The organism is Enterobacter cloacae complex sp. SYL001 (assembly GCF_049237025.1).
Taxonomy (GTDB): Bacteria; Pseudomonadota; Gammaproteobacteria; order Enterobacterales; family Enterobacteriaceae; genus Enterobacter; species Enterobacter intestinihominis.
On sequence record NZ_JBMKJI010000001.1, the window covers coordinates 224,150 to 245,228 of the forward strand.

A 21,079-nucleotide genomic window follows, 5' to 3' on the forward strand; every position below is an offset into this window, starting at 1 on the left:
GGATTAGAACTGGTAAACCAGACCTAACGCTACGATGTCATCCGTACCGATGCCATTGTTTTTGTAGAATGAATCATCTTCATCCAGCAGGTTGATTTTATAATCAACATAGGTGGACATGTTTTTGTTGAAATAGTAGGTAGCACCGACGTCAGCGTATTTCACCAGGTCTTTATCGTCCTGACCATTGCCCAGATCTTTACCTTTGGACTGTAAATAGGAAACAGCCGGGCGCAGACCGAAATCGAACTGATATTGTGCGGTCACTTCAAAGTTCTGGGTTTTATTTGCAACCGCATCTGCATTGTCGCCGTACGGCGTCATATTACGGGTTTCGGAATACATTGCAGCCAGGTAAATGTTGTTGGCATCGTATTTGAGGCCTGCGGTCCATGCATCCGCAGTATCACCTCCCGCAGTAGTGTAATTTACCTGATCGTTAGTACGGTCAGATGAAGCATATGCCGCGCCTGCGCTGAAGCCCATGCCGAAATCATAGGTTGCGGAGATACCGTAACCGTCACCATTTTCATGACGTGTATCACGACCGTTGTTGGTCCCTTCATTGGTAGAGCAGAAATTCTCATCGCAGTTATTACCTTCATTATTACCCTGATACTGCACCGCGAAGTTCAGACCCTGCACCAGACCAAAGAAGTCGGTGTTACGGTAGGTCGCCACGCCGTTTGCACGACCGGTCATAAAGTTATCGGCATAAGTATAAGAGTCGCCACCAAATTCTGGCAGCATATCGGTCCAGCCTTCTACGTCGTACAGGACGCCATAGTTACGGCCGTAATCGAAGGATCCGTAGTCGCCCACCTTCACACCCGCGAAGGCCAGACGCGTCCAGGACTGATTGTCAGAGCCTTCGGTGTTGTTTGCCTGAATGTTGTATTCCCACTGCGCGTAACCGATCATCATGTCGTTGATTTGGGTTTCACCTTTGAAACCCAGGCGCATATAGGTTTGGTCGCCATCTTTTGACGCATCGTCAGAGAAATAATGCAGACCATCTACTTTGCCATACAGATCCAGTTTATTGCCGTCTTTATTATAAATTTCAGCTGCGTGAGCGGCTCCAGCCATTAACAAAGCGGGGATCATCAGTGCCAGTACTTTTCTTTGCATTTTGATTATTCCTTTGCAGTTATTTTTTTATTGCTTAGTGAACTTTCCGGGATGGAAAGCTGTCCCATGCTAAATCACACAGAGGGTTGATGAATAAAATATAATTGTTACGGGTTGAGTAAAATCTAAAGCAAATGATGCGTTTGAAATAACAATTGATGCCGTGAATTAATCGTTATAATCGATACAAAATAAAAATTATTAATTAAGTGGTAAAGAAGGTATTCTCCATGGCGTTATATGCCTTTAAGATTTTTTCATCCATAATTCACGTGAATATTGTTCAGAACGTTGAGGCAATTTTCACCGAACATTTGGATTAGCCCGGTGCACGTGCATCGGGCTTTTTTATGGCAAAAAAATGCCCGGGCAAGCCGGGCATAACGGTTATTCGCTGGTTGATTTTTCCGCTTTCCCCGCCAGCTGTGCAAGGAAGTCATAACGCTTCTGAAGATCCGCTGCCGCGTCCCTCCATAGCTGCTCTGCTACTTCTGGTTGTTGAGCGTTCAGCCTGCGGAAACGCTGCTCCTGAAGTAAGGTTTCGGCAAGGGCGTCTGAAGGCGGACGGGAATCCAGCGCCAGCGGTAATTTTCCTTCATCGGCACGGCGCGGGTCAAAGCGGTACAGCGGCCAGAAGCCGGTTGCGGTAAGCTGACGCATCTGGTCGTGGCTAAGCGCCAGATCGTAGCCATGCTCCTCACACGGGCTGTAGGCGATGATCAGCGACGGGCCAGGATACGCTTCCGCTTCCTGAATGGCTTTCACCGTCTGGTTAAGCTGCGCGCCCAGCGAAATCTGCGCGACGTAGACGTGTCCATACATCATCATGCTGACGCCCAAATCTTTACGCGCCTTACGTTTGCCATGCTCACCAAATTTCGTGACCGCACCCAGTGGCGTTGCTTTCGAGGCCTGTCCGCCGGTGTTGGAATAACACTGAGTATCAAGCACCAGAATGTTAACGTTTTCGGTGAGGCTCAGGACGTGATCAAGACCACCGAAACCAATATCGTAGGCCCATCCGTCGCCACCGATCAGCCAGATAGATTTTTCAACCAGCGCGTCAGCATCGGTCAGCAGTTGTTCAGCCCCTTCAACACCCTGAAGCGCGTGGCGCAGTTCAGCAACCTGTGCGCGACGAACGTCAGGCGTGGCCTCCGCATGCAGGGCGTCATTCAGCTCTGCCGGGATTTTATCGGCAAACTGTTCCAGCAGACGCATTACGCGGGCGCGGTGCTGATCGACCGTCAGGCGGAATCCCAGACCAAATTCTGCGTTATCCTCAAATAGCGAGTTTGCCCAAGCCGGGCCGCGGCCATACGCGTCGGTGGTATAAGGCGTGGACGGCAAGTTCCCCCCATAGATTGACGAGCAGCCTGTCGCGTTGGCAATCAGCATCCGGTCGCCGTAAAGCTGGGTAAGCAGTTTGATGTACGGCGTTTCACCGCATCCGGAACACGCCCCGGAGTACTCGAAGAGGGGGGTGATGAGCTGCGAGGTACGAATGTCAATGCGTTCCAGCTTGTTGCGATCGATTTCGGGCAGGTCGAGGAAGAAGTCATAATTCACTTTCTCTTCTTCAACATGTTCCAGACGCGACATCATATTAATGGCTTTGATTGAGGGATCCTGACGATCTTTCGCCGGGCACACCTCGACGCACAGGTTACAGCCGGTACAGTCCTCTGGTGCCACCTGAAGAACATATTTCTGGCCACGCATATCACGGGATTTTACATCCAGCGAGTGCAGACTTTCCGGTGCGTCCGCCATCGCTTCTGGCGACACCACTTTGGCGCGAATGGCCGAGTGCGGGCAGGCCGCCACGCAGTGGTTGCACTGGGTGCACAGCTCTTCTTTCCAGATAGGGATCGCTTCGGCAATGTTGCGTTTTTCCCAGCGGGTCGTGCCCATCGGCCAGGTGCCATCAGGCGGAAGCGCAGAGACGGGAAGAGTGTCGCCCAACCCGGCAAGCATCGCCGCCGTAACGGTTTTGACGAAATCCGGGGCAGCGTCAGACACCACTGGCGGCCGGTTCGGGCTGCTGGTATTGACCGGCTGCAACGGCACCTCGAACAGCGACTCGCGGGCCAGCGCCAGCGCCTGCCAGTTGCGCTCAACCAGCTCCTGACCTTTGCTGCTGTAGCTTTTGGCTATCGCCCCCTGGAGCTCCATCAGCGCGCTGTCGCCCGGCAGAATATTGGTCAGGTGGAAGAACGCCATCTGCATAACCGTATTGATACGCGCGGCCAGGCCGCACTCGCGGGCGATCTTCGCGGCGTTAATGACATACAGGCGCGCCTGTTTCTGGTTTAGCACCGCCTGGACTTCCTGGGGCAGTCGTGCCCAGACCTCATCGGCGCTATACGGGGTGTTGATCAGGAAAATACCGCCGGGCTTCAGGCGCTCGGCCATCTGGTATTTATCGATAAACTGGAGCTGATGACAGCCAACAAAATCCGCCTGAGAAATCAGGTATGCCGAGCGGATTGGATGTTCGCTGACGCGCAGGTGCGAGACGGTCAACCCGCCCGCTTTTTTGGAATCGTAGACGAAATACCCTTGCGCATACCACGGCGTGGAGTTACCGATAATTTTGATGTTGTTCTTGGTCGCCGAGACGCTGCCGTCGCTGCCCAGACCGTAGAACAGCGCTTCCAGTTTCGCATTCGAGGGCAGGGTGTTTTCCGGCAAAGGGAGAGAAAGGTTAGTCACGTCATCATAAATGCCGACCGTAAAGCGCGGCTTCGGTTTTGCCTCGCGCAGTTCAGCAAATACGGCCAGGACGCACTCCGGCCCGAACTCTTTGGAAGACAAACCATAACGCCCGCCAATGACGCGCGGCAGCGTTTCGCGCTCACCGTGATTAAATGCCTCAGCCAGAGCGGTCATTACATCAAGGTAAAGGGGTTCAGCCTGCGCGCCAGGCTCTTTGGTGCGGTCAAGTACCGCCACGGCACGCGCGCTTTCCGGCAGGGCTGCGAGCAGATGTTTCGCAGAGAATGGACGGTAGAGGCGAACTTTTAGCACGCCAACTTTTTCACCACGCGTAAGAAGCTCATCGACCACCTCTTCGCAGGTGCCGATGGCGGAGCCCATCAGGACGATTACGCGCTCGGCCTGCGGATGACCGTAATATTCAAATGGCTTATATGCGCGACCCGTCGCAGCGGCAAAATCGTCCATCGCCTGTTCAACGTGCTCATACACCGCGTTGTACCACGGGTTTGTCGCCTCGCGGGACTGGAAATAGGTATCCGGGTTCGCAGAGGTACCCCGGATCACCGGATGTTCCGGATTGAGGGCCCGAGCGCGATGGGCATCAATGTCAGCCTGCGGCAGCAGGTTAAGAATAGTGTCATCCGGCAGCGGAACGATTTTATTGATCTCGTGAGAGGTGCGAAAACCATCGAAGAAATGAATAAATGGCACTCGACTTTTCAGCGTGGCGATATGCGAAATCAGCGCGAAGTCCTGTGCTTCCTGCACGCTGCTGGCGCAGAGCATAGCGCAGCCGGTCTGACGCACGGCCATCACGTCTGAGTGGTCGCCAAAAATAGAGAGCGCGTGTGTGGCTACAGTACGTGCGGCGACGTGCAGGACAAACGGCGTTAATTGTCCTGCCAGCTTGTAAAGCGTGGGGATCATCAACAGCAGCCCCTGAGACGAGGTGAACGAGGTCGACAGGGCACCGGTCTGCAACGCACCATGCACGGTGGCAATGGCGCCGGCTTCGGACTGCATCTCTACAACCCGCGGGACATCGCCCCAGACGTTTTTTATCCCATTACCAGCCCAGGCGTCAGCCTGTTCAGCCATGGTGGAGCTGGGCGTGATGGGGTAGATGGCGATCACTTCGCTGGTACGAAACGCAACAGACGCGACTGCACCATTGCCGTCAATAGTTTGCATAGGACAACACCCTTACATTGCGCAAAAAGAGGGGCCTGTAAAACGACGACAGACCCTGAATATTATCTGTGTATTTTAGCAAAGCTCAGGTTTTACGATTTTCGCTTTTGTGTCCTTGGGATGCGCTGTATCAATGACTGGATGGCTATTCGCGTTAAAAAATTGCGAGAAATTGTTACCAGGGCGCATAAATACGCACATCCGCTCTCGACGATGCGGCGCGTGATGCCTATTATGCATAGGTTTCGCTTTATTTATGGGGAGGAAGGTATGCGTTCAGCATTTTGGGTCGGATGTGCCGCGTTACTGTTGTCGGCATGCAGCAATGAACCTGTACAGCAGGCGACAGCGGCACACGTTACGCCAGGTATGCGAGCGGCTATGTCCAGTTCAGGCCAGGCCAACTGCGCAATGATCGGCGGTTCACTCTCCGTTGCCCGTCAGCTTGACGGCTCCGCCATCGGCATGTGCGCATTGCCAAATGGCAAACGCTGTAGTGAGCAGTCGCTTGCCGTAGGTTCGTGCGGAAGTTACTGAGTTATTCAACTCGCTTAAACATCAATGTTTTATTGGCTGTCGCCAGCGTTAACTGGTCTTCGGTCAGGTCTACCTGTGCGCCTGTGCGTAGCATATCGGCGATGGTCTGATCCAGTTCATTTAGCTGCGGCTCGGTGCAGAGTTTCCGCGTCATTGCCAGCGTTTTGACCGTCAACTCTCCTTCGGACAATTTTCCCTGGCCGTTGAAGCCGTTGCACATTGTGCCGGAGACGGCAATGTTGTTAATCAGGCTGATACTGGGCTGCGCGCTGAACCGAATTTCAGGCTGCGTTTTCAGGCCCTTAACCGCTTTTCCATCAACGTTTTCCAGCACGAAACGGTGATTCTCTAACTGATCGGTCTGAACGGAGGCTTTACCGGGATTAACGCATCCCGCCAGTGCGAGGCTGATTAAACTTACTGCCGCGAGCTTTTTCATTTTTCTTCTCAAACTATCAATGCTGTAAATATTTTTTCAGTGTAACCATACCCTCCAGGGTGTTAATGGGGTTTATCTGAAAGTGCGAGATAAGGACCGGGCGGCAACGCACCCGGTGAATAAATTAGTGCGATTTAAATCCGGCTGCGGCCATCAGCATTTTAAAGAGCATACTTACGCAGGCCAGTGCCAGGACGCTGCCGCCCCAGATGATGGCAAGCCACATCAAACGTTTCCATACAGGTTGTTGCATCAGTGATAACCCTCCCCATGCTGTACTTTTCCGCGAAAAACGTAATAACTCCAGAAGGTGTAGACCAGAATCACAGGAATGATCAACAGTGCGCCCACCAGCATGAAGCCCTGGCTTTGGGCTGGCGCAGCGGCCTGCCAGAGGGTAATGTCCGGCGGGATGATATGCGGCCAGATGCTGATCCCAAGCCCGCTAAATCCAAGAAAAACCAGCCCTAACGTCATGATAAACGGCAGAGTATGGCTCGCAGGATCGTTCAGGCAGCGCCACTGGCACAGACTCAGGATCGCAACCAGCGCAGGAACGGGCAGCAGATAAAACAGATTCGGCAGCGTAAACCAGCGCGCAGCAATGGCTGGTTGGGCGAGAGGGGTCCATATACTGATTACCGCAATGAATACCAGAAGCAGGAGCAGAAGCACTTTCGATACCTGACGCATCCGCTGTTGCAGGGCATTTTCACTTTTCATTACCAGCCACGTTGATCCTAACAGCGCGTAAGCCACCACAAGACCCGCACCGCAGAAAAGATTGAACGCGGTAAACCAGTCAAACGGACCACCGCTGTAAGCGCGACCGGTGACGCTGAACCCGTGGATGACCGCGCCGACGGTGATGCCCTGGCTGAAGGCCGCCACAATTGACCCGCCAATAAAGGCCTTATCCCAGAACGGGCGGTGCGCCGGAGTCGCTTTGAAGCGAAATTCGAAGGCGACGCCACGAAATATAAGCCCGATCAGCATTATTGTCAGTGGAAGGGTTAGCGCGTCGATGATCACCGCATAGGCGAGAGGAAAGGCGCCAAACAGGGCCGCACCGCCAAGCACCAGCCAGGTTTCGTTGCCGTCCCAGACGGGAGCCACGCTGTTGACCATTACGTCGCGATCGTCCGCATTCGGCGTTACCGGAAACAGTATGCCTATCCCCAGATCAAAACCGTCCATCACGATATACATCAACGTGGCGAAAACGATAATCACGAACCAGATAATGGAAAGATCGATACCCATTACGGTTACTCCTTAAATTCAGTGGTGACGGCAGAAAGCGGACGAGCAGGGCGGCCATCGGATTCAGTCGCGAAGGATTCATAAGGCTGCGGCCCTTTTTTAATCAGACGCACCATATAGCTGTAACCCACGCCGAACACCGCGGTATAAACCACGAAGAAGGCCAGCAAGCTGATGCTCATGTGCAGATCGCCATGTGCGGAAACCGCATCCTTCGTACGCTGTAGCCTATAGACGACCCAGGGCTGGCGGCCGACCTCCGTTGTTACCCATCCGGCGAGGATCGCGATCAGCCCGGACGGCCCCATCAGCAGGGCAAACCACAGGAAGGAACGTGAGGTGTAGAGGCGCTGTTTGTAACGCAGCCAGACCGCCACCATGCCCAGGAAGAGCATCAACATCCCTAAACCGGCCATGATGCGGAAAGACCAAAAGACAATGGTGGCGTTCGGGCGATCGTCTTTTGGGAACTCCTTCAATGCCGGAACCTGTTTATCGAAACTGTGGGTCAGGATAAGGCTGCCGAGAGCGGGAATTTCAAGGCTAAAACGGGTCCGTTCCTGCTCCATATCCGGCCAGCCAAACAGCAGCAGTGGAGTAGGCTCACCCGGGGGATTCTCCCAGTGGCCTTCAATGGCGGCTATTTTCGCGGGCTGGTATTTTAAGGTATTAAGCCCGTGCATATCACCCAACAGTGCCTGAACAGGGGCTACGATCAACGTCATCCACAACGCCATGGAGAACATGGTGCGAATGGCAGGCGTGTTGTTTCCGCGCAGCAAATGCCAGGCCGCGGAGGCTCCGACAAACAGTGCACTGCTGAGAAATGCCGCTATCGACATGTGCAGCAGGCGGTAAGGGAAGGAGGGGTTAAACACCACGGCAAACCAGTCCACCGGAACGACCTGACCGTTGATGATTTCATACCCTTGCGGTGTATGCATCCAGCTGTTTGACGAGAGGATCCAGAACGTAGACATGAGGGTCCCCAGTGCCACCATGCAGGTCGAAAAGAAGTGCAGCCCCGGCCCGACCTTATTCCAGCCAAACAACATTACCCCGAGGAACCCCGCCTCAAGGAAGAACGCGGTGAGCACTTCATAGGTCAGCAGAGGGCCGGTAATGCTGCCCGCAAACTGCGAAAACCCGCTCCAGTTGGTGCCAAACTGATAAGCCATCACCAGGCCGGAGACCACGCCCATCCCAAAGTTGACGGCGAAGATCTTCGACCAGAAATGGTACAGCGAACGCCAGACGGGGTTTTTTGTTTTCAGCCACAGCCCTTCCAGCACGGCGAGATAGCTCGCCAGGCCAATGGTTATCGCCGGAAAAATAATATGAAAGGATACGGTAAAGGCGAACTGTATTCGCGCAAGATGAAACGCATCGAAACCAAACATGCAAAACTCCGCAGTGCAAAAAATTCGATGCCATTCTAAGCTTTGCCAGGTCTGGGTTGCAGAGACAGACCGATGTTATTTATCTATAACAGTTTTCTTGACCGTCTATGTGAAACTTGTATCGGGCGGTAATATTACCGCCCATGTTAACGCTCACTTTCGTAACGCCCAAAGGTAGATCAATACGGCGTTAAGCAGAAAGGAAAAAATAAAAAGTAATAATGTGTAGCTTTCACTCCATTCAAGTTCAGTTACAAATCCAAAATGTCTGGTGTAGAGGTGATAAAGCAAAACATCCGGCATGATGTAGCATACCAGCGAATAAATAATGAAAAGCATCAATGTTTCGACCACCCACGTAAGGGCATGTTTTCTTGCATTCATCAATATACCTGTATGGTGCCAAGTGCATTTAATCCAGCAGCGACTTTTATTGTGCCGGACGCCAGTAGTCCATGCATTAATATTCTGAAGTGAGCATGGTTTGGTAATGTGATGCATCCATTACTAATACCGGACTGTCCCGCAGGGTGTAGACGAAAAGATCCTCGCTCAACTCTGTTGATAAAGGTTGTATCGTCAATGTGATTATCATGACGATAAAGAGCAAACCAAAAATCACGGTTCGATCCGCTTTCAAACTCTTTGATAACATCATGCCAGTGGGTAGCTAACCCACCTCGAGGACGTGTAACGATATAATAGAGTCCGGGTGGTAATGGCCCTACCTCAGGCGTTGAAACGGCATCAGGATTGTTTCTGTTGTGACCTGAGTTTCCTGAATATGCGGGGAAAAAACCCAGGCCAGGACAGCTCAGCGTTGAAAGCTGTCCCCCGTTTAAATGAAAAGTACATCGAATCATCTGTCTTTCCATTCATCAGAGAAGAGAATATTCCCGTCGCAATGCTTCCAGGTAATCTTTTCGTAGCGAAGTGCGATACTTTCGAGATGGTTATGTTTTTCAGTCGCGGGATTTTTTATATCATGCATGAGTGGGCAGATAGAGACAACTTTCACGTTCTCCAGTAGCATGTTGAAGTATTCGACCTCCTGGCCTGCATTATTGATATGATACCACTTAAACTCAGCGCTTTTTAAGGTTTGTCCTTTTGCTACTGCTTTGTACAAATAGGGGCTTGAGCTGTCGAACTCTTTTTCAAAATTAAGTGGGCTATGAATACGGGTACCTGTGATCTTACCGGTCATGTTGTCGGTAGGGAGATACAGGCCGTGCCCAAAACTCAAAATTTCGATACTTCCCTCACGATTTACAACGTCGACAGAGCCCTTAATATTCGCGCCACCGTCATCTTTTAGCCAGAGGTATGCTGGAATTGCCATCCTATAGTTCCTTTTTTCTGAGTGAATCTGAAAAGTTAATACCTCTGTTGAACCAACCAGGTAGGCATAAAATGCCATATAAAACAATTATATTTCAATGTGTTATGTGTTGGTGCTTCGAAATCGGTTTCTTGAATAATCAATGAAGCTGTAGACAATCTTGAATAAAAAATTTCTTTTTATGATTTTTACGCATTAAACAGCTTGCTTTGTCGCCTGCAACATGCGTTAATGGATTTCTGGTTTTGAATCCAAATAAATATCTGACGTAGTTTTATAAAGCAGTTCTCATCACGTTGTGCCTCTCCGCAGCCTCTCTTGGGTCTTTATCTACATTCCGATTAGTTTTGTATCGAACCAACTTTTGCCTGATCGGCTCATGAGTAATTTACGTTTTTACGTTTACAGGAGAATCCTATGACTTCTTATATCCATTTCCGCTGCCCATGCTGTCATGGCTCGCAGTACCGCACCTCAGCTTTTGATGTGTCTGACAAAAATCCGTTCGGCGCAAAATGCATTTTCTGCAAATCGTCGATGATCACTCTCGACCACCTGGCCGCAGCGCGTTCTGCTCAGAATCACATTACTGAGTACCGCAAGTAATCTACCGCGTTTCCCATAACAGTTAGCAAATTCTTCTCTTTTTCTCCTGCTGATATACACTGTCAGCAATAAGGAGAATCTGATGAAAAAATACCAGCGTCTGGCGCAACAAATTATCTCGCAGATTGAGCTTGGCGTATGGTTGCCGGGCGATAAGCTGCCTTCTCTGCGAGAGCAGGTGGCAAGCAGCGGCATGAGTTTCATGACCGTGGGCCACGCGTATCAGATGCTGGAAAGTCAGGGGCGCATTGTTGCCAGACCGCAGTCAGGCTATTACGTTGCCGCCCGTCCGACCACACACCAGCCAGCACCGCCCGCGCAGGTGATGCGCGATGAAGTAGTTGACATCAACACCTATATCTTCGACGTGCTACAGGCCAGCCGCGACCCCTCCGTTGTCCCTTTTGCCTCGGCATTTCCCGATCCGCGCCTATTCCCGCTTCAGCAACTCAACCGCTCGCTGGCTAATGTCAGTAAAACGGCCACGGCCATGAGCGTGATTGAAAACCTGCCGCCGGGTAACGTCGACTTACGTCATGCCATTGCCCGTCGCTACGCTCAGCAGGGGATGAATATCTCCCCGGACGAAATTGTGATCACCGCGGGCGCGCTCGAAGCACTCAACCTTAGTTTGCAGGCTGTCACTGAACCAGGTGACTGGGTTATCGTTGAAAACCCCTGTTTTTATGGCGCACTCCAGGCACTTGAACGTCTGAAACTGAAAGCGCTGTCGGTTGCTACTGACGTGCGTGAGGCCATCGATTTCAGTGCCCTTGAGCAGGCGTTAAATGATTATCCGGTGAAAGCCTGCTGGCTGATGACCAACAGTCAGAACCCGCTCGGCTTCACGCTGAGTGCAGAGAAGAAAGCTCAGCTGGTGGCCTTATTAACCCGGCATAACGTCACGCTGATTGAAGACGATGTTTACAGCGAACTCTACTTTGGCCGCGAAAAGCCGCTTCCGGCAAAGGCCTGGGATAAGCAGGATATGACGTTGCACTGCTCCTCATTCTCCAAGTGTCTGGTGGCCGGTTTCCGTATTGGCTGGGTGGCGGCGGGAAAACATGCGCGCCGTATTCAGCAGTTACAGCTGATGAGTACGTTATCCACCAGCTCCCCCATGCAGCTGGCGCTGGTGGATTACCTGGCGACCAAACGTTACGACGCCCACCTTCGTCGCCTGCGGCGCACGCTTGCTGAACGCAAACAGCAGGCCTGGCAATCGCTTTTGCGCCATATGCCTGCTGGCGTCAAAATCCATCATAACGACAGCGGCTACTTTTTATGGCTGGAACTGCCTGAACAGCTGGATGCGGGGCAGTTGAGTGAAAAGGCATTAACTCATCAAATCAGCATTGCGCCCGGCAAAATGTTTTCCACCTCCAATATCTGGACACCGTTTTTCCGTTTCAATACCTCATGGGGATGGGGCGAGCGGGAGGAGCAGGCGGTCGTCCAACTGGCGGCGTTAATTCGCGAAATGATGCTGCCCCCAGTCACACCTTGATGAAAATTCCTGAAGCGACATGATGCGCGGTCTACCTTTAGTAAGGGAGTGCGGATTGGTGACGTGACGTTGTCACGCATCGACCCGCCAGAACGTGTGCTGACAGCGAAAACTATGTCGATTTCAACAGGACGATGCTATGCAAAATCAACTGCTGATTAATGGTGAACTGGTGACCGGCGAGGGTGAGAAGCAGGCGGTTTACAATCCTGCCACGGGTGAAGTATTGCTGGAGATTGCTGAAGCGTCGGCAGCACAGGTGGACGCTGCCGTCCAGGCTGCCGATCGCGCGTTCACTGAGTGGGGGCAAACGACGCCCAAAACGCGCGCCGAAAGTTTGTTGAAACTGGCTGATGTGATAGAAGCCAACGCTGACGCGTTCGCACAACTGGAGTCGCTAAATTGCGGGAAACCGCTGCACTGTGTCCAGGGAGATGAGATCCCGGCCGTGGTCGATGTGTTTCGCTTCTTTGCCGGGGCCGCCCGCTGCCTGAATGGGCTGGCTGCTGGAGAATACCTCGAAGGACATACCTCGATGATCCGCCGCGACCCGGTTGGCGTTGTCGCCTCTATCGCGCCCTGGAACTATCCTCTGATGATGGCGGCGTGGAAGCTGGCGCCCGCGCTGGCGGCGGGAAACTGCGTCGTCATCAAGCCATCTGAAATCACCCCGTTGACGGCGCTGAAGCTGGCGGAACTGGCGAAAGATATCTTCCCGCCAGGCGTGCTCAACGTGCTGTTTGGTCGCGGCAAAACCGTAGGAGATCCGCTGACCGGGCACGAAAAAGTCCGTATGGTTTCTCTCACCGGCTCTATTGCTACCGGAGAACATATTATCGGGCATACAGCATCTTCAGTTAAACGTACCCATATGGAATTGGGTGGAAAAGCCCCGGTCATTGTCTTTGACGATGCAGATTTGGATGCCGTGGTTGAAGGCGTGCGTACGTTTGGTTTCTACAATGCTGGTCAGGATTGTACCGCAGCCTGTCGTATCTATGCCCAGAAGGGGATTTACTCCGCGCTGGTCGAAAAGCTGGGCGCAGCTGTTACCAGCCTGAAAATGGGCGCGCCGGACGATACATCAACTGAGCTGGGCCCGCTCAGCTCCGCAGCGCATCTTTCCCGCGTTTGTGCTGCCGTGGACGAAGCCAAAACCCTTGGACATATCCGCGTCGTCACCGGTGGCAGTAAAAAAGAGGGGGCAGGATATTACTTCCAGCCAACGCTGCTGGCCGGGGCGAAGCAGGAAGATGCGATCGTCCAGCGAGAAGTGTTTGGCCCGGTGGTCAGCGTGACAGAATTTGAGGATGAAGCGCAGGTGCTGAACTGGGCTAACGATTCGCAATACGGCCTGGCCTCGTCCGTCTGGACAAAAGACGTCGGACGCGCCCATCGCCTCAGCGCACGGTTGCAGTATGGCTGCACCTGGGTCAATACCCATTTTATGCTGGTGAGCGAAATGCCGCACGGCGGGATGAAGTTATCCGGTTACGGAAAAGATATGTCGGTCTACGGACTTGAGGATTATACGGTAGTCCGACATGTCATGTTTAAACACTAAACCCTCATGCCCGGCGCAGTGCCGGGCGATTCAGCTTACCAGCCACATACCTCGTGTTCATTTTCCGTATCGTAGGCGCGAACGGTGTTCACCAGATCCTTCACGACATCTGCCGCGACGTCCGGGATCAACAGCTCCATTGGCGCTTCTGTTTCATAATCCACCGACACGCCATTGCTGTTATTGGTGACGGTCACGGTATAGGTAGCCTTACCCATTATTTACTCCTTATGCGTGTTGACCACTTTACCGATACCCGCACCGCTGAGCGTGACGGCAGGATCCGCGAAAAAGTCGATATTAAAATAGGTGTCGTCGGTCAGAAGCTCAATGCGGTGCCATTTTTGCGGTGGGGAGATGCCAAAAGAACCGGCCTCAATGATCACTTCCAGATCGGGTTCGGTGGCATCGCCATCGGCAAAGCCAAAGTAACGCACCGCACCCTGCATGACGGACAACCGACCGTACACGCCGGCTTTGGTGTTGTGATGGGTAAAAAGCGCTTTTGGGGCGCTCTCTTTATTCCAGAACGGCGTCGAGCGGGTATGAACAAAGTTTTCAGGAATACGTAACATCATAGTTTCCTTCATGTTGTCGGACGCTTAAAGGGACTTAAGCACCTCAGGTTCAACAAAGAATTCAATATTGAACAAGGTATCGTCGGTCATCACCTCAATGTGGTGCCATCTCTCTGGCGGGAAAACGCCGAAACGACCCGCTTCAATGACGAGCTCGCTGTCAGGCTCAGGTGTAAATTCATCAGCATAGCCCAGATAACGCACCGCGCCGCGCATCACCGACAGGCGAGGGTAAACGCCCGGCTGCGTGCCCGTATCAAGGTGACGTTTAAAAATGCCGGCGGGGGCCGTTTCTTTGTTCCAGAAAGGCGTGGAACGGGTGTGAATGCAACTCTGCGGAATGCGTAGCATGTTTCCTCCCTTAAAAGCCTGCTTTTATTAGACTGCTTTCTGCAGGGATGGATTTACCAAAAAGTGCACTCTATATGCATCTTATCAATAATAACCGTTTTGCTTTACCCGGCGTTGTTACACAAGGTACTCAGTTGTTATTATCATTAATAATTAAGGGGTTATTGTGTAACGAAAAAACTTGATCTGTGTCAACATATGACGCATATTGCGTGCGGTTATTTTTCGGCTCAGGTAAACAGAATGACGTTGTATCAAAAGATGTTGGTTTTCTACGCAATCATGGCCTCCATCTGCGCATTAATTACCTGGTTCCTGTCTAAAGATCGTAAACGTATTCGCCTGTTGAGCGCATTCCTGGTGGGATCTACCTGGCCGATGAGCTTTCCTGTTGCCCTGTTAATCTCTCTTTTCTGAAGCACGCTTCCAGAATCGGCATCCAGACATAGCATTCCATACATTGAGGCTGTATAAATATACAGTCCGTCATACATGGAATGCTTATGAACAGTTTCTATTCACAGCAAGCAGGCTGCACGGTGCGCTGGCAGGATCTTCCCGGTTTCGGTGACCCGGTTGTGTTTATCCACGGGTTGGGCTGTGCATCGTCGTATGAATATCCTCGTATTGTCTGTGATACCCGTTTCGGGGGGCGCAGAGCCATTCTGATCGATCTCCCCGGTAGCGGTTACAGTGACAAACCTGACAACTACCGTTATCGCACAAGTGAACAGGCGCAGGTGGTGGTTGAACTGTTAGACCATCTCGGCCTGAATAGTCTTTGGCTCTATGGTCATAGCATGGGGGGGAGTATCGCGATCGAAACGGCAACGCTGCTAAAGTCACGCGTTAAAGGCCTGATAGTGTCTGAACCCAATTTTCATGCGGGTGGCGGGATGTTCAGCCGGGCAATTGCGGCCCAAACGGAACAACATTTTCTGGAACAGGGCTATGATGACATGCTGCGGGCGGAAACGACGGCGTGGTCTGGAAGCCTTCAAAGCAATGCCCCCTGGGCCGTCTGGCGCGGCGCAACGAGCCTGGTCAAGGGCGTTAAACCCGACTGGGAACACCTGTTTTTGTCATTGAGCTGCCCGGTCATGTTAGTTTTTGGTGAGTGGTCCCTGCCTGATGACGATTTTAATCGTCTGCAACAAAAAGGCGTTGCTGTAAAAATTATCCCTGATGCGGGCCATTCAATGTCCTGGGAAAACCCGTCAGCGTTGGCTCAGGCTTTGTCTGGCTTCATAAACGGATCATGAAGGGGTAGCCCGCATTGCTGCGGGCTGCAATGATTAAGACAGCAAGGCAGACAAGGCTTTCCGCGCAGCAGGCTTAATGTCATACGGGCACTGATAATCCACATTCTCAATCGCGCGGGTGTAGAGCGCAACCAGCCAGTCATAAACATAGGCTGTCGCCGCGTGAACAGGCTGCTCGCCAAGTCGGGTAAGCCGGGGTGAAGCGCAGCTCACAACTGGCGTCACAAAAATTGGCTGACCTTTGCGGATCCGGCTTGCAGGCCGTTCAGAAACGGGCGTCAGTTCATAGCCAAGCCAGCTAACGAAATTGCCTGTCGCGGCATGCAGCTGCGCGGCGCTGCTTTTATCTTTTTCTGCAATGCGTTGCAGTTGCAGCGGCAGATCCAGCCGGTAGCTGGTAACGATCAGCACATCCGCAATCTGCTGTAGTACCTCTGCGTCCAGGCCCAGACGGGCGACCGCCGCGTCGTTGCGACTCCACTGACGAAGATGGTTAACCCACACGTTATGGGCCAGCCGCGCTTTGTCTTTGGTCTGCAACGCGCCTGGATTTTCCTGCGTCTCTTCCGCAAACAGATCGATAACATCGTTAAACAGGCCGTTGACCTGTTCCTCACGAGGCTGGTGAACGGTCAGCAGCGTCTCAAACGCGTTTAACGGCGGCAGAAGCCCCTCAAGCAGTTCACCATGACGAGCGGCACTGCCTTGCAGCGTTCGGACCATTTTTTCGGCCATTGCCCGCCCTGCGCCTGGCTCCTGAGTGAGAGGCGCGACATATGGGCGCATCAGCGTCGACAGCGACTCTTGTAACAGCCTTTTCAGCGCGCGGAGACGCTTCTGGCGATGTGCCGGCAGGGTAGCCTGCGACAGCCACTCAATCACTCGCTGCATGCTGTGGCTATCGAGCGCCTGAAGCGTGCCCCAGCGCAGACCCGGCTGGCCCAGCAATTGCTGCACCGCTTCGTCCAGATTCTGCTTTGTGGTAAACCGCGCATCGTGAGGGGTAATGGCCCAGACCAGGCCCGGCAACGCGGACTCTTCAACCGGCTGCGTCTCTTTGACCCAGTTTTGCAGGAGCCTGGCCGTTTTTGCCGTCTGCTGATGGTGCGCCGTTGCATTGCAGATAACCAGGACATCCGGCTGAATGTGCTGACGATAATGCTCCAGCAACCACAGGCATTTTGCCTGCATCATCAGCGGCGTGTTTTCCTCAGAAATGGCCGGAATATCAATAATATCTACGTTATCCAGAACGCAGTTTTCAACGGGCAGCACCACTTCGCGGGTCAGGCAGGCCAGCACATCGACGGGCAGGCTAATGGCATTAAGCAACTCGCCGTTATTTACCGGATGAAGCAATGTTTCCTGCGCTTCCGGCACGGTAAAGGCCCCGTGAGTAAGGAAACCTTCACACGGCAGACCAAAACTGTCCACCAGCAGACTCAACGGCGCCGCAAGCGCGCTGGCATGGCTGGTTTGATGCAGCACCTGGGCGAGTTTAAGCCACTGCTGGGTTAACTCCTGCTGCTCACCCCACAGCAGAGACCAGACGCTGGCGCGGGTGCTGAGATCAAGCGACGGAACCAGCAGGGCAAACTGGTGCCACAGGGCATCATCAATATGCTGCTTAGCGCCGGGTACTACGGTTTGCCAGAACCGGGCAACGGTCGCGACTTCCTGCGCCGTTATTCCCGGCACGCTGTGCGGCTGACGCAGCGTACGCCACTTCTCAAGCCGGGCTTCAATCACCGATTTATCCACCGCACGGATCTGCGGATCCAACGTGGTGCGGGCGATAAACAGCTGTACCAGCTCGGCCTCCGTTACCAGGCTCAGGCGCAGGGGAAACGCGTCGTCTGCGACCTCGCTGGTCGCTCTGCTGAAACGCACGGCCATGTTGGTCGGCGCATGCCCGGGGTTAATATGCGAGAAGTAATCAAACGTGCGTTGACCCGGCGTAACGTTCAGCCGTTCGTCGCCGCTGCCGCACAGGGAGGCCAGCAGATGCGCTTTCGCGGCCTGCGAGTGGCCGTATAAGCCGATGCTGCCCTGGCAGACAAGGGCACGTTCGAGGGCCTCTTCACGCGCGCGAGCAGCGTTAAGGCGGGCAAGCAGGGCGTCGGCTTCGTTATCCAGCATCGGGGCGTGCTGTCGCGTCTCGTTGATCCACCCGATTAAGGCCTGAGTGGTGGCAGTCGTCGCAGTCATTTGAGGTATACGCTCCCGCTGTCGATCCAGTAGTGGCTGCCGCTGTGTCGGCGATCGGCCAGAGTATTCAGTTTAAATGTCAGGGCGTCCGGCGGCACTGGCGTGCCGTCCTGTAGCCAGGCATCACTCAGCTCGAAAGATTCCGGCCCCTCCTGCTTATTGCCGCCACGCAGCTTCAGGCGCACGTTCAGTACGCCGTCGCCCGCAATGGCTTTCGCCAGCTCGGCAGAGTTGATGCTCAGGGTATAGAGCGGCGTCGCGGGCCAGCGGGCATTGGCCAGTTGCCGGAAGCCCAGCGTAACGTTGCCGCGCAGCGGGAAGTGCAGACGGGCGTCCAGTTTCGCGCCGGGTTTATCGAGGTCGATATCGTGATACCAGACGTTCTCGTCCCGCAGGGTATTGATGGTGTTATCCAGCACGCCCAGATAGCGCACCGTAGAGTACGCGCCAATATCCGCTGCTTTAAAGTTAAAGCGCGGCAGACGAAGATCCAGCGCCAGACTACAGAGCATCGCACCCACGGCGGCGGTGGATTTCGGGTTGCCGATCCGTCCCTGCTGGCTGAACGGATACCATTCATGAACCTGGTATTTATCCAGCCAGACGATGCGGTTGACGGGCACCGGTTGCAGGTGGCGAATCAAGGCCTGAACGCCTGGCAGACAGCCTGGCCGTCCCGTGATCAGCAGAATATCGCAGCTGTAGTGAGAGATCGCCTCACATACCGCATGCAGCGGGGCGGCAAGCGTGAACTGACCCGCCAGCATCGCGTCCTGCATCTCCCGGAAACTGACGTGCAGCGGGACGCTGAACAGATCAAAGTGTTCTGAGCCGGCAGGCAACGCATGGTCGATCGCCTGCTGGAGATAGTTCATCACGTTGCGGGTCGGTTTTTGCGCAAGCAGATCGCCAAAGGTGGCATGCAGCCCGGCCAGCGGATCGTCAACATCGCTCGATTCCCACGCCGCCAGGATCGCGTGGCCGATCGGCATAAAGAGCTGAAGTGCCGTCTGCTGGCGCAGGACCGCCTGGGTATCGATCCGCCCGGAGTCGCCGAACAGGGATGCCATCAGCTGGGAAGCATCGGCAATGCCGGATTTCTGAAGCTGGGTTTGCAGCGCGGGCAGAACGTAGCGCTGGATCACGTCCAGCAGTGTGTCGTCGCCAGCGACCTTGAACCCTTCGCGGAACAGCAGTTGCGGGGTGATTTTGACGTTATTACCGGTACCATCGTCTAGCTGATAGTGCGTGATGGCCATATCCGTCGTGCCGCCGCCGATATCAATCGAGGCCACGCGCAGAGCGCGCCCCGGCTGGACGCCAGGCTCAGGCGCGCGATCCGGACGGGCAAGGGAGGCGAAAAAGGCCTCGGTCTGGCCACCGAAGTGGGAAATGGCTTCGTTATACAGCCACACCAGCTGGCCGCAGCTGGCCTCGTCCCACTCCATCTGGATCTCAGGGACCGGCACCACGCTTTTTTCCTGCTGCTTGCGGCTGGCAAAATCTTCATCCTGCGGATGCCAGCCCATCGCTTTCCAGACGATGGCGATGGCTTCGAACATGCGGCGGCGGAAAATCTCGCGCTCCTGTTTCGGCATCGCCGAAGGCAGGGTGAGGATCAGCGTTCGCAGCTGGCGGGGAGAGGCCGGGAAGCCGAGCCGCAAGCGGGTGGCCACGCTGTTAATCTGGCCAAGCGCCTGAGCCAGCAGCTCGCAGAGCATGTGCGTCATCAGGGTGCTGCGGCTGTACTGCGGAGAGAACACCGGCAGACGCTCATCCTGCGGCAGCGTAAAGAGTGGTTCCCCGTCGTCGTTCATCAGGTTCATCAGCGGAAACGCAGTTGCCAGCGGTTCGCGCTGGGTTTTGCTGTTCATCTGGCTAAAGCGCCAGTCCTGCACCACCGGCGTCTCGTCCCACAGATAGCGACGCGGGCTGGAAATTCCACTGTTGCCTTCCGTGCCCAGACGCTGCATTGCCAGCTTACGCGCTTCATCACCCACGCGGACAATGGACGGCCAGACGAATGCATCCTCCCGGCCGCTTTCCACCGAGAAGTGCTGCTTGCCAAAACGCGCTTCGGAAAATTCAAGACGGCTGGTAAACAGCGGCTCATTCAGGAACTGTGGCTCACTCAGAGATCGTACCTGAAGTTCAGCCGTCTGGCGCAGGCCGTCGTTGGCATTACCATGATCTTCAATAATCACGCCGCAGGTGTGGGTGTTGCCTACGTCAAGGATCAGATCGACAGGAATAGCAGGGGTGCTCAGGGTATGGGTGACAAACTTCACTTCCGGCACGGTGAGTTGTTCACCGAGCATGGAGAGCAGGTTGAGCCAGTGCGCCTGATATTCAAAGCTGCGCATGGCCTGATGCAGCTCGCGCTCGGCGCGTTTTTCAACCCCGTCAGCATATTGTGTGAAGGCTTCACGCAGCCAGCCGTCAATCCAGGTCTGGTCGAGGAAACTCTCAACCTCACTGTCGCGCCAGGCGAGGGCGAAACGCGTGCCGTTAAGAATGTCGTTTTCAACCGGCGACAGGGCAGACGTCGCATGCTCAGCAATCTGGCTGTCGAGCGCGACGGTGACCCGGTGCGTATTGCCAGCCGCGTCGGGCGTGGACAGCTTCCGTACCTGGACGCGCGCCCAGTTATCCGGGCCATCAACAAACGTCCGCGGCGGGTTAAAGCGAAGGAAAGGAAGCGGCAGCCAGACACCGTCCAGCACGGTCAGGGAGTCATGCAGTGGAATGGTGCTTTCAGGCTTGACCACTTCCGGCTTCCCGCCATCGATGGCAGGCAGCGTGTACCGGCCGTTGACCAGGTCAAAATCCAGGCGCAGCAGCGGGCCATTTGCCGTTTTTCGCACGAAACGCCCGTTGCTGGCGGTGTCCTGCGGAGTCAGGCCAAAATCGAGAAACTGTACGCCGCTGTTAGCAATCAGCGTCACGCTCTGTTTATAGTCGCAAAGATTAACCAGCATA

19 protein-coding genes are annotated in these 21,079 nt (G+C 54.1%); 6 read left to right on the forward strand and 13 right to left on the reverse strand.

The window, feature by feature from the left end:
• Window positions 1-3: 3 nt before the first annotated feature.
• Window positions 4-1,131 carry a porin OmpC gene (gene ompC, locus ACOTZP_RS01030; RefSeq protein ID WP_271074700.1) on the reverse strand — a complete coding sequence of 376 codons (1,128 nt, stop codon included), beginning with the start codon at window positions 1,129-1,131 and terminating at the stop codon, window positions 4-6.
• 387 nt (window positions 1,132-1,518) lie between these two features.
• Window positions 1,519-5,043: a pyruvate:ferredoxin (flavodoxin) oxidoreductase gene (nifJ, locus tag ACOTZP_RS01035; RefSeq protein WP_271074701.1), complete on the reverse strand. Its 3,525-nt coding sequence runs from the start codon at window positions 5,041-5,043 to the stop codon at window positions 1,519-1,521.
• A gap of 270 nt (window positions 5,044-5,313) precedes the next feature.
• Here nifJ and ACOTZP_RS01040 point away from each other — a divergent pair, with 270 nt between their 5' ends.
• Window positions 5,314-5,580, forward strand: coding sequence for a DUF333 domain-containing protein (locus tag ACOTZP_RS01040; protein ID WP_003856935.1), 267 nt, complete (start codon window positions 5,314-5,316; stop codon window positions 5,578-5,580).
• Window position 5,581: 1 nt separating this feature from the next.
• On the opposite strand, the gene hslJ is transcribed toward ACOTZP_RS01040, so the two are convergent.
• The 6 genes from hslJ to ACOTZP_RS01070 all read right to left on the reverse strand — a co-directional run bounded on the left by hslJ (window position 5,582) and on the right by ACOTZP_RS01070 (window position 10,024).
• Window positions 5,582-6,019 carry a heat shock protein HslJ gene (hslJ, locus tag ACOTZP_RS01045; protein ID WP_271074702.1) on the reverse strand — a complete coding sequence of 146 codons (438 nt, stop codon included), beginning with the start codon at window positions 6,017-6,019 and terminating at the stop codon, window positions 5,582-5,584.
• 124 nt (window positions 6,020-6,143) lie between these two features.
• Complete coding sequence (locus ACOTZP_RS01050; RefSeq protein ID WP_017693358.1) at window positions 6,144-6,272, reverse strand: DUF2474 domain-containing protein; 129 nt, start codon at window positions 6,270-6,272, stop codon at window positions 6,144-6,146.
• Complete coding sequence (gene cydB, locus ACOTZP_RS01055; RefSeq protein ID WP_048966802.1) at window positions 6,272-7,282, reverse strand: cytochrome d ubiquinol oxidase subunit II; 1,011 nt, start codon at window positions 7,280-7,282, stop codon at window positions 6,272-6,274. Before cydB ends, ACOTZP_RS01050 begins: the two co-directional genes overlap by 1 nt.
• A 5-nt stretch (window positions 7,283-7,287) precedes the next feature.
• Window positions 7,288-8,682, reverse strand: a complete 1,395-nt coding sequence (locus tag ACOTZP_RS01060) for a cytochrome ubiquinol oxidase subunit I (RefSeq protein ID WP_271074703.1) — start codon at window positions 8,680-8,682, stop codon at window positions 7,288-7,290.
• 383 nt (window positions 8,683-9,065) lie between these two features.
• Entirely contained in the window at window positions 9,066-9,545 is a 480-nt protein-coding gene (locus ACOTZP_RS01065; protein ID WP_072053791.1) for a DUF2778 domain-containing protein, read from the reverse strand.
• Window positions 9,542-10,024 (reverse strand): Hcp family type VI secretion system effector, encoded by a 483-nt coding sequence (locus tag ACOTZP_RS01070; protein ID WP_063147267.1) that lies wholly within the window; start codon window positions 10,022-10,024, stop codon window positions 9,542-9,544. Before ACOTZP_RS01070 ends, ACOTZP_RS01065 begins: the two co-directional genes overlap by 4 nt.
• Before the next feature lie 417 nt (window positions 10,025-10,441).
• On the opposite strand from ACOTZP_RS01070, the gene ACOTZP_RS01075 reads away from it, so the two are divergent.
• The 3 genes from ACOTZP_RS01075 to patD all read left to right on the forward strand — a co-directional run bounded on the left by ACOTZP_RS01075 (window position 10,442) and on the right by patD (window position 13,701).
• Window positions 10,442-10,630, forward strand: coding sequence for a hypothetical protein (locus tag ACOTZP_RS01075; protein WP_017693360.1), 189 nt, complete (start codon window positions 10,442-10,444; stop codon window positions 10,628-10,630).
• An 82-nt stretch (window positions 10,631-10,712) separates the two neighbouring features.
• On the forward strand, window positions 10,713-12,137 hold the full coding sequence (locus ACOTZP_RS01080; protein ID WP_271074704.1) for a PLP-dependent aminotransferase family protein: 1,425 nt from the start codon (window positions 10,713-10,715) through the stop codon (window positions 12,135-12,137).
• A 139-nt stretch (window positions 12,138-12,276) separates the two neighbouring features.
• Window positions 12,277-13,701, forward strand: coding sequence for an aminobutyraldehyde dehydrogenase (patD, locus tag ACOTZP_RS01085; protein ID WP_271074705.1), 1,425 nt, complete (start codon window positions 12,277-12,279; stop codon window positions 13,699-13,701).
• Between the two features lie 35 nt (window positions 13,702-13,736).
• Here the strand turns inward: patD and ACOTZP_RS01090 are convergent, their stop codons facing one another.
• Genes ACOTZP_RS01090 through ACOTZP_RS01100 form a run of 3 tightly spaced genes read right to left on the reverse strand, consistent with a single transcriptional unit; the run spans window position 13,737 to window position 14,630 of the window.
• Window positions 13,737-13,919 carry a DUF1869 domain-containing protein gene (locus ACOTZP_RS01090; protein WP_003856955.1) on the reverse strand — a complete coding sequence of 61 codons (183 nt, stop codon included), beginning with the start codon at window positions 13,917-13,919 and terminating at the stop codon, window positions 13,737-13,739.
• 3 nt (window positions 13,920-13,922) lie between these two features.
• Entirely contained in the window at window positions 13,923-14,276 is a 354-nt protein-coding gene (locus ACOTZP_RS01095) for a DUF1971 domain-containing protein (RefSeq protein ID WP_022648250.1), read from the reverse strand.
• Window positions 14,277-14,303: 27 nt separating this feature from the next.
• Complete coding sequence (locus tag ACOTZP_RS01100; RefSeq protein WP_022648249.1) at window positions 14,304-14,630, reverse strand: DUF1971 domain-containing protein; 327 nt, start codon at window positions 14,628-14,630, stop codon at window positions 14,304-14,306.
• Window positions 14,631-14,873: 243 nt separating this feature from the next.
• Between ACOTZP_RS01100 and ACOTZP_RS01105 the strand changes: the two genes are divergently transcribed.
• Together ACOTZP_RS01105 and ACOTZP_RS01110 are read left to right on the forward strand one after the other, a co-directional pair.
• A complete protein-coding gene (locus ACOTZP_RS01105) occupies window positions 14,874-15,047 on the forward strand; it encodes a GhoT/OrtT family toxin (protein ID WP_003856960.1) in 174 nt (57 codons plus the stop codon).
• Window positions 15,048-15,133: 86 nt separating this feature from the next.
• Window positions 15,134-15,892: an alpha/beta fold hydrolase gene (locus tag ACOTZP_RS01110; RefSeq protein WP_271074706.1), complete on the forward strand. Its 759-nt coding sequence runs from the start codon at window positions 15,134-15,136 to the stop codon at window positions 15,890-15,892.
• A gap of 33 nt (window positions 15,893-15,925) precedes the next feature.
• Here ACOTZP_RS01110 and ACOTZP_RS01115 read toward each other — a convergent pair whose 3' ends face one another.
• Window positions 15,926-18,100 carry a virulence factor SrfC family protein gene (locus ACOTZP_RS01115; protein WP_271074707.1) on the reverse strand — a complete coding sequence of 725 codons (2,175 nt, stop codon included), beginning with the start codon at window positions 18,098-18,100 and terminating at the stop codon, window positions 15,926-15,928.
• Entirely contained in the window at window positions 18,097-21,078 is a 2,982-nt protein-coding gene (locus tag ACOTZP_RS01120; RefSeq protein WP_271074708.1) for a virulence factor SrfB, read from the reverse strand. The genes ACOTZP_RS01115 and ACOTZP_RS01120 overlap by 4 nt, the downstream gene beginning before the upstream one ends.
• Window position 21,079 lies beyond the last annotated feature (1 nt).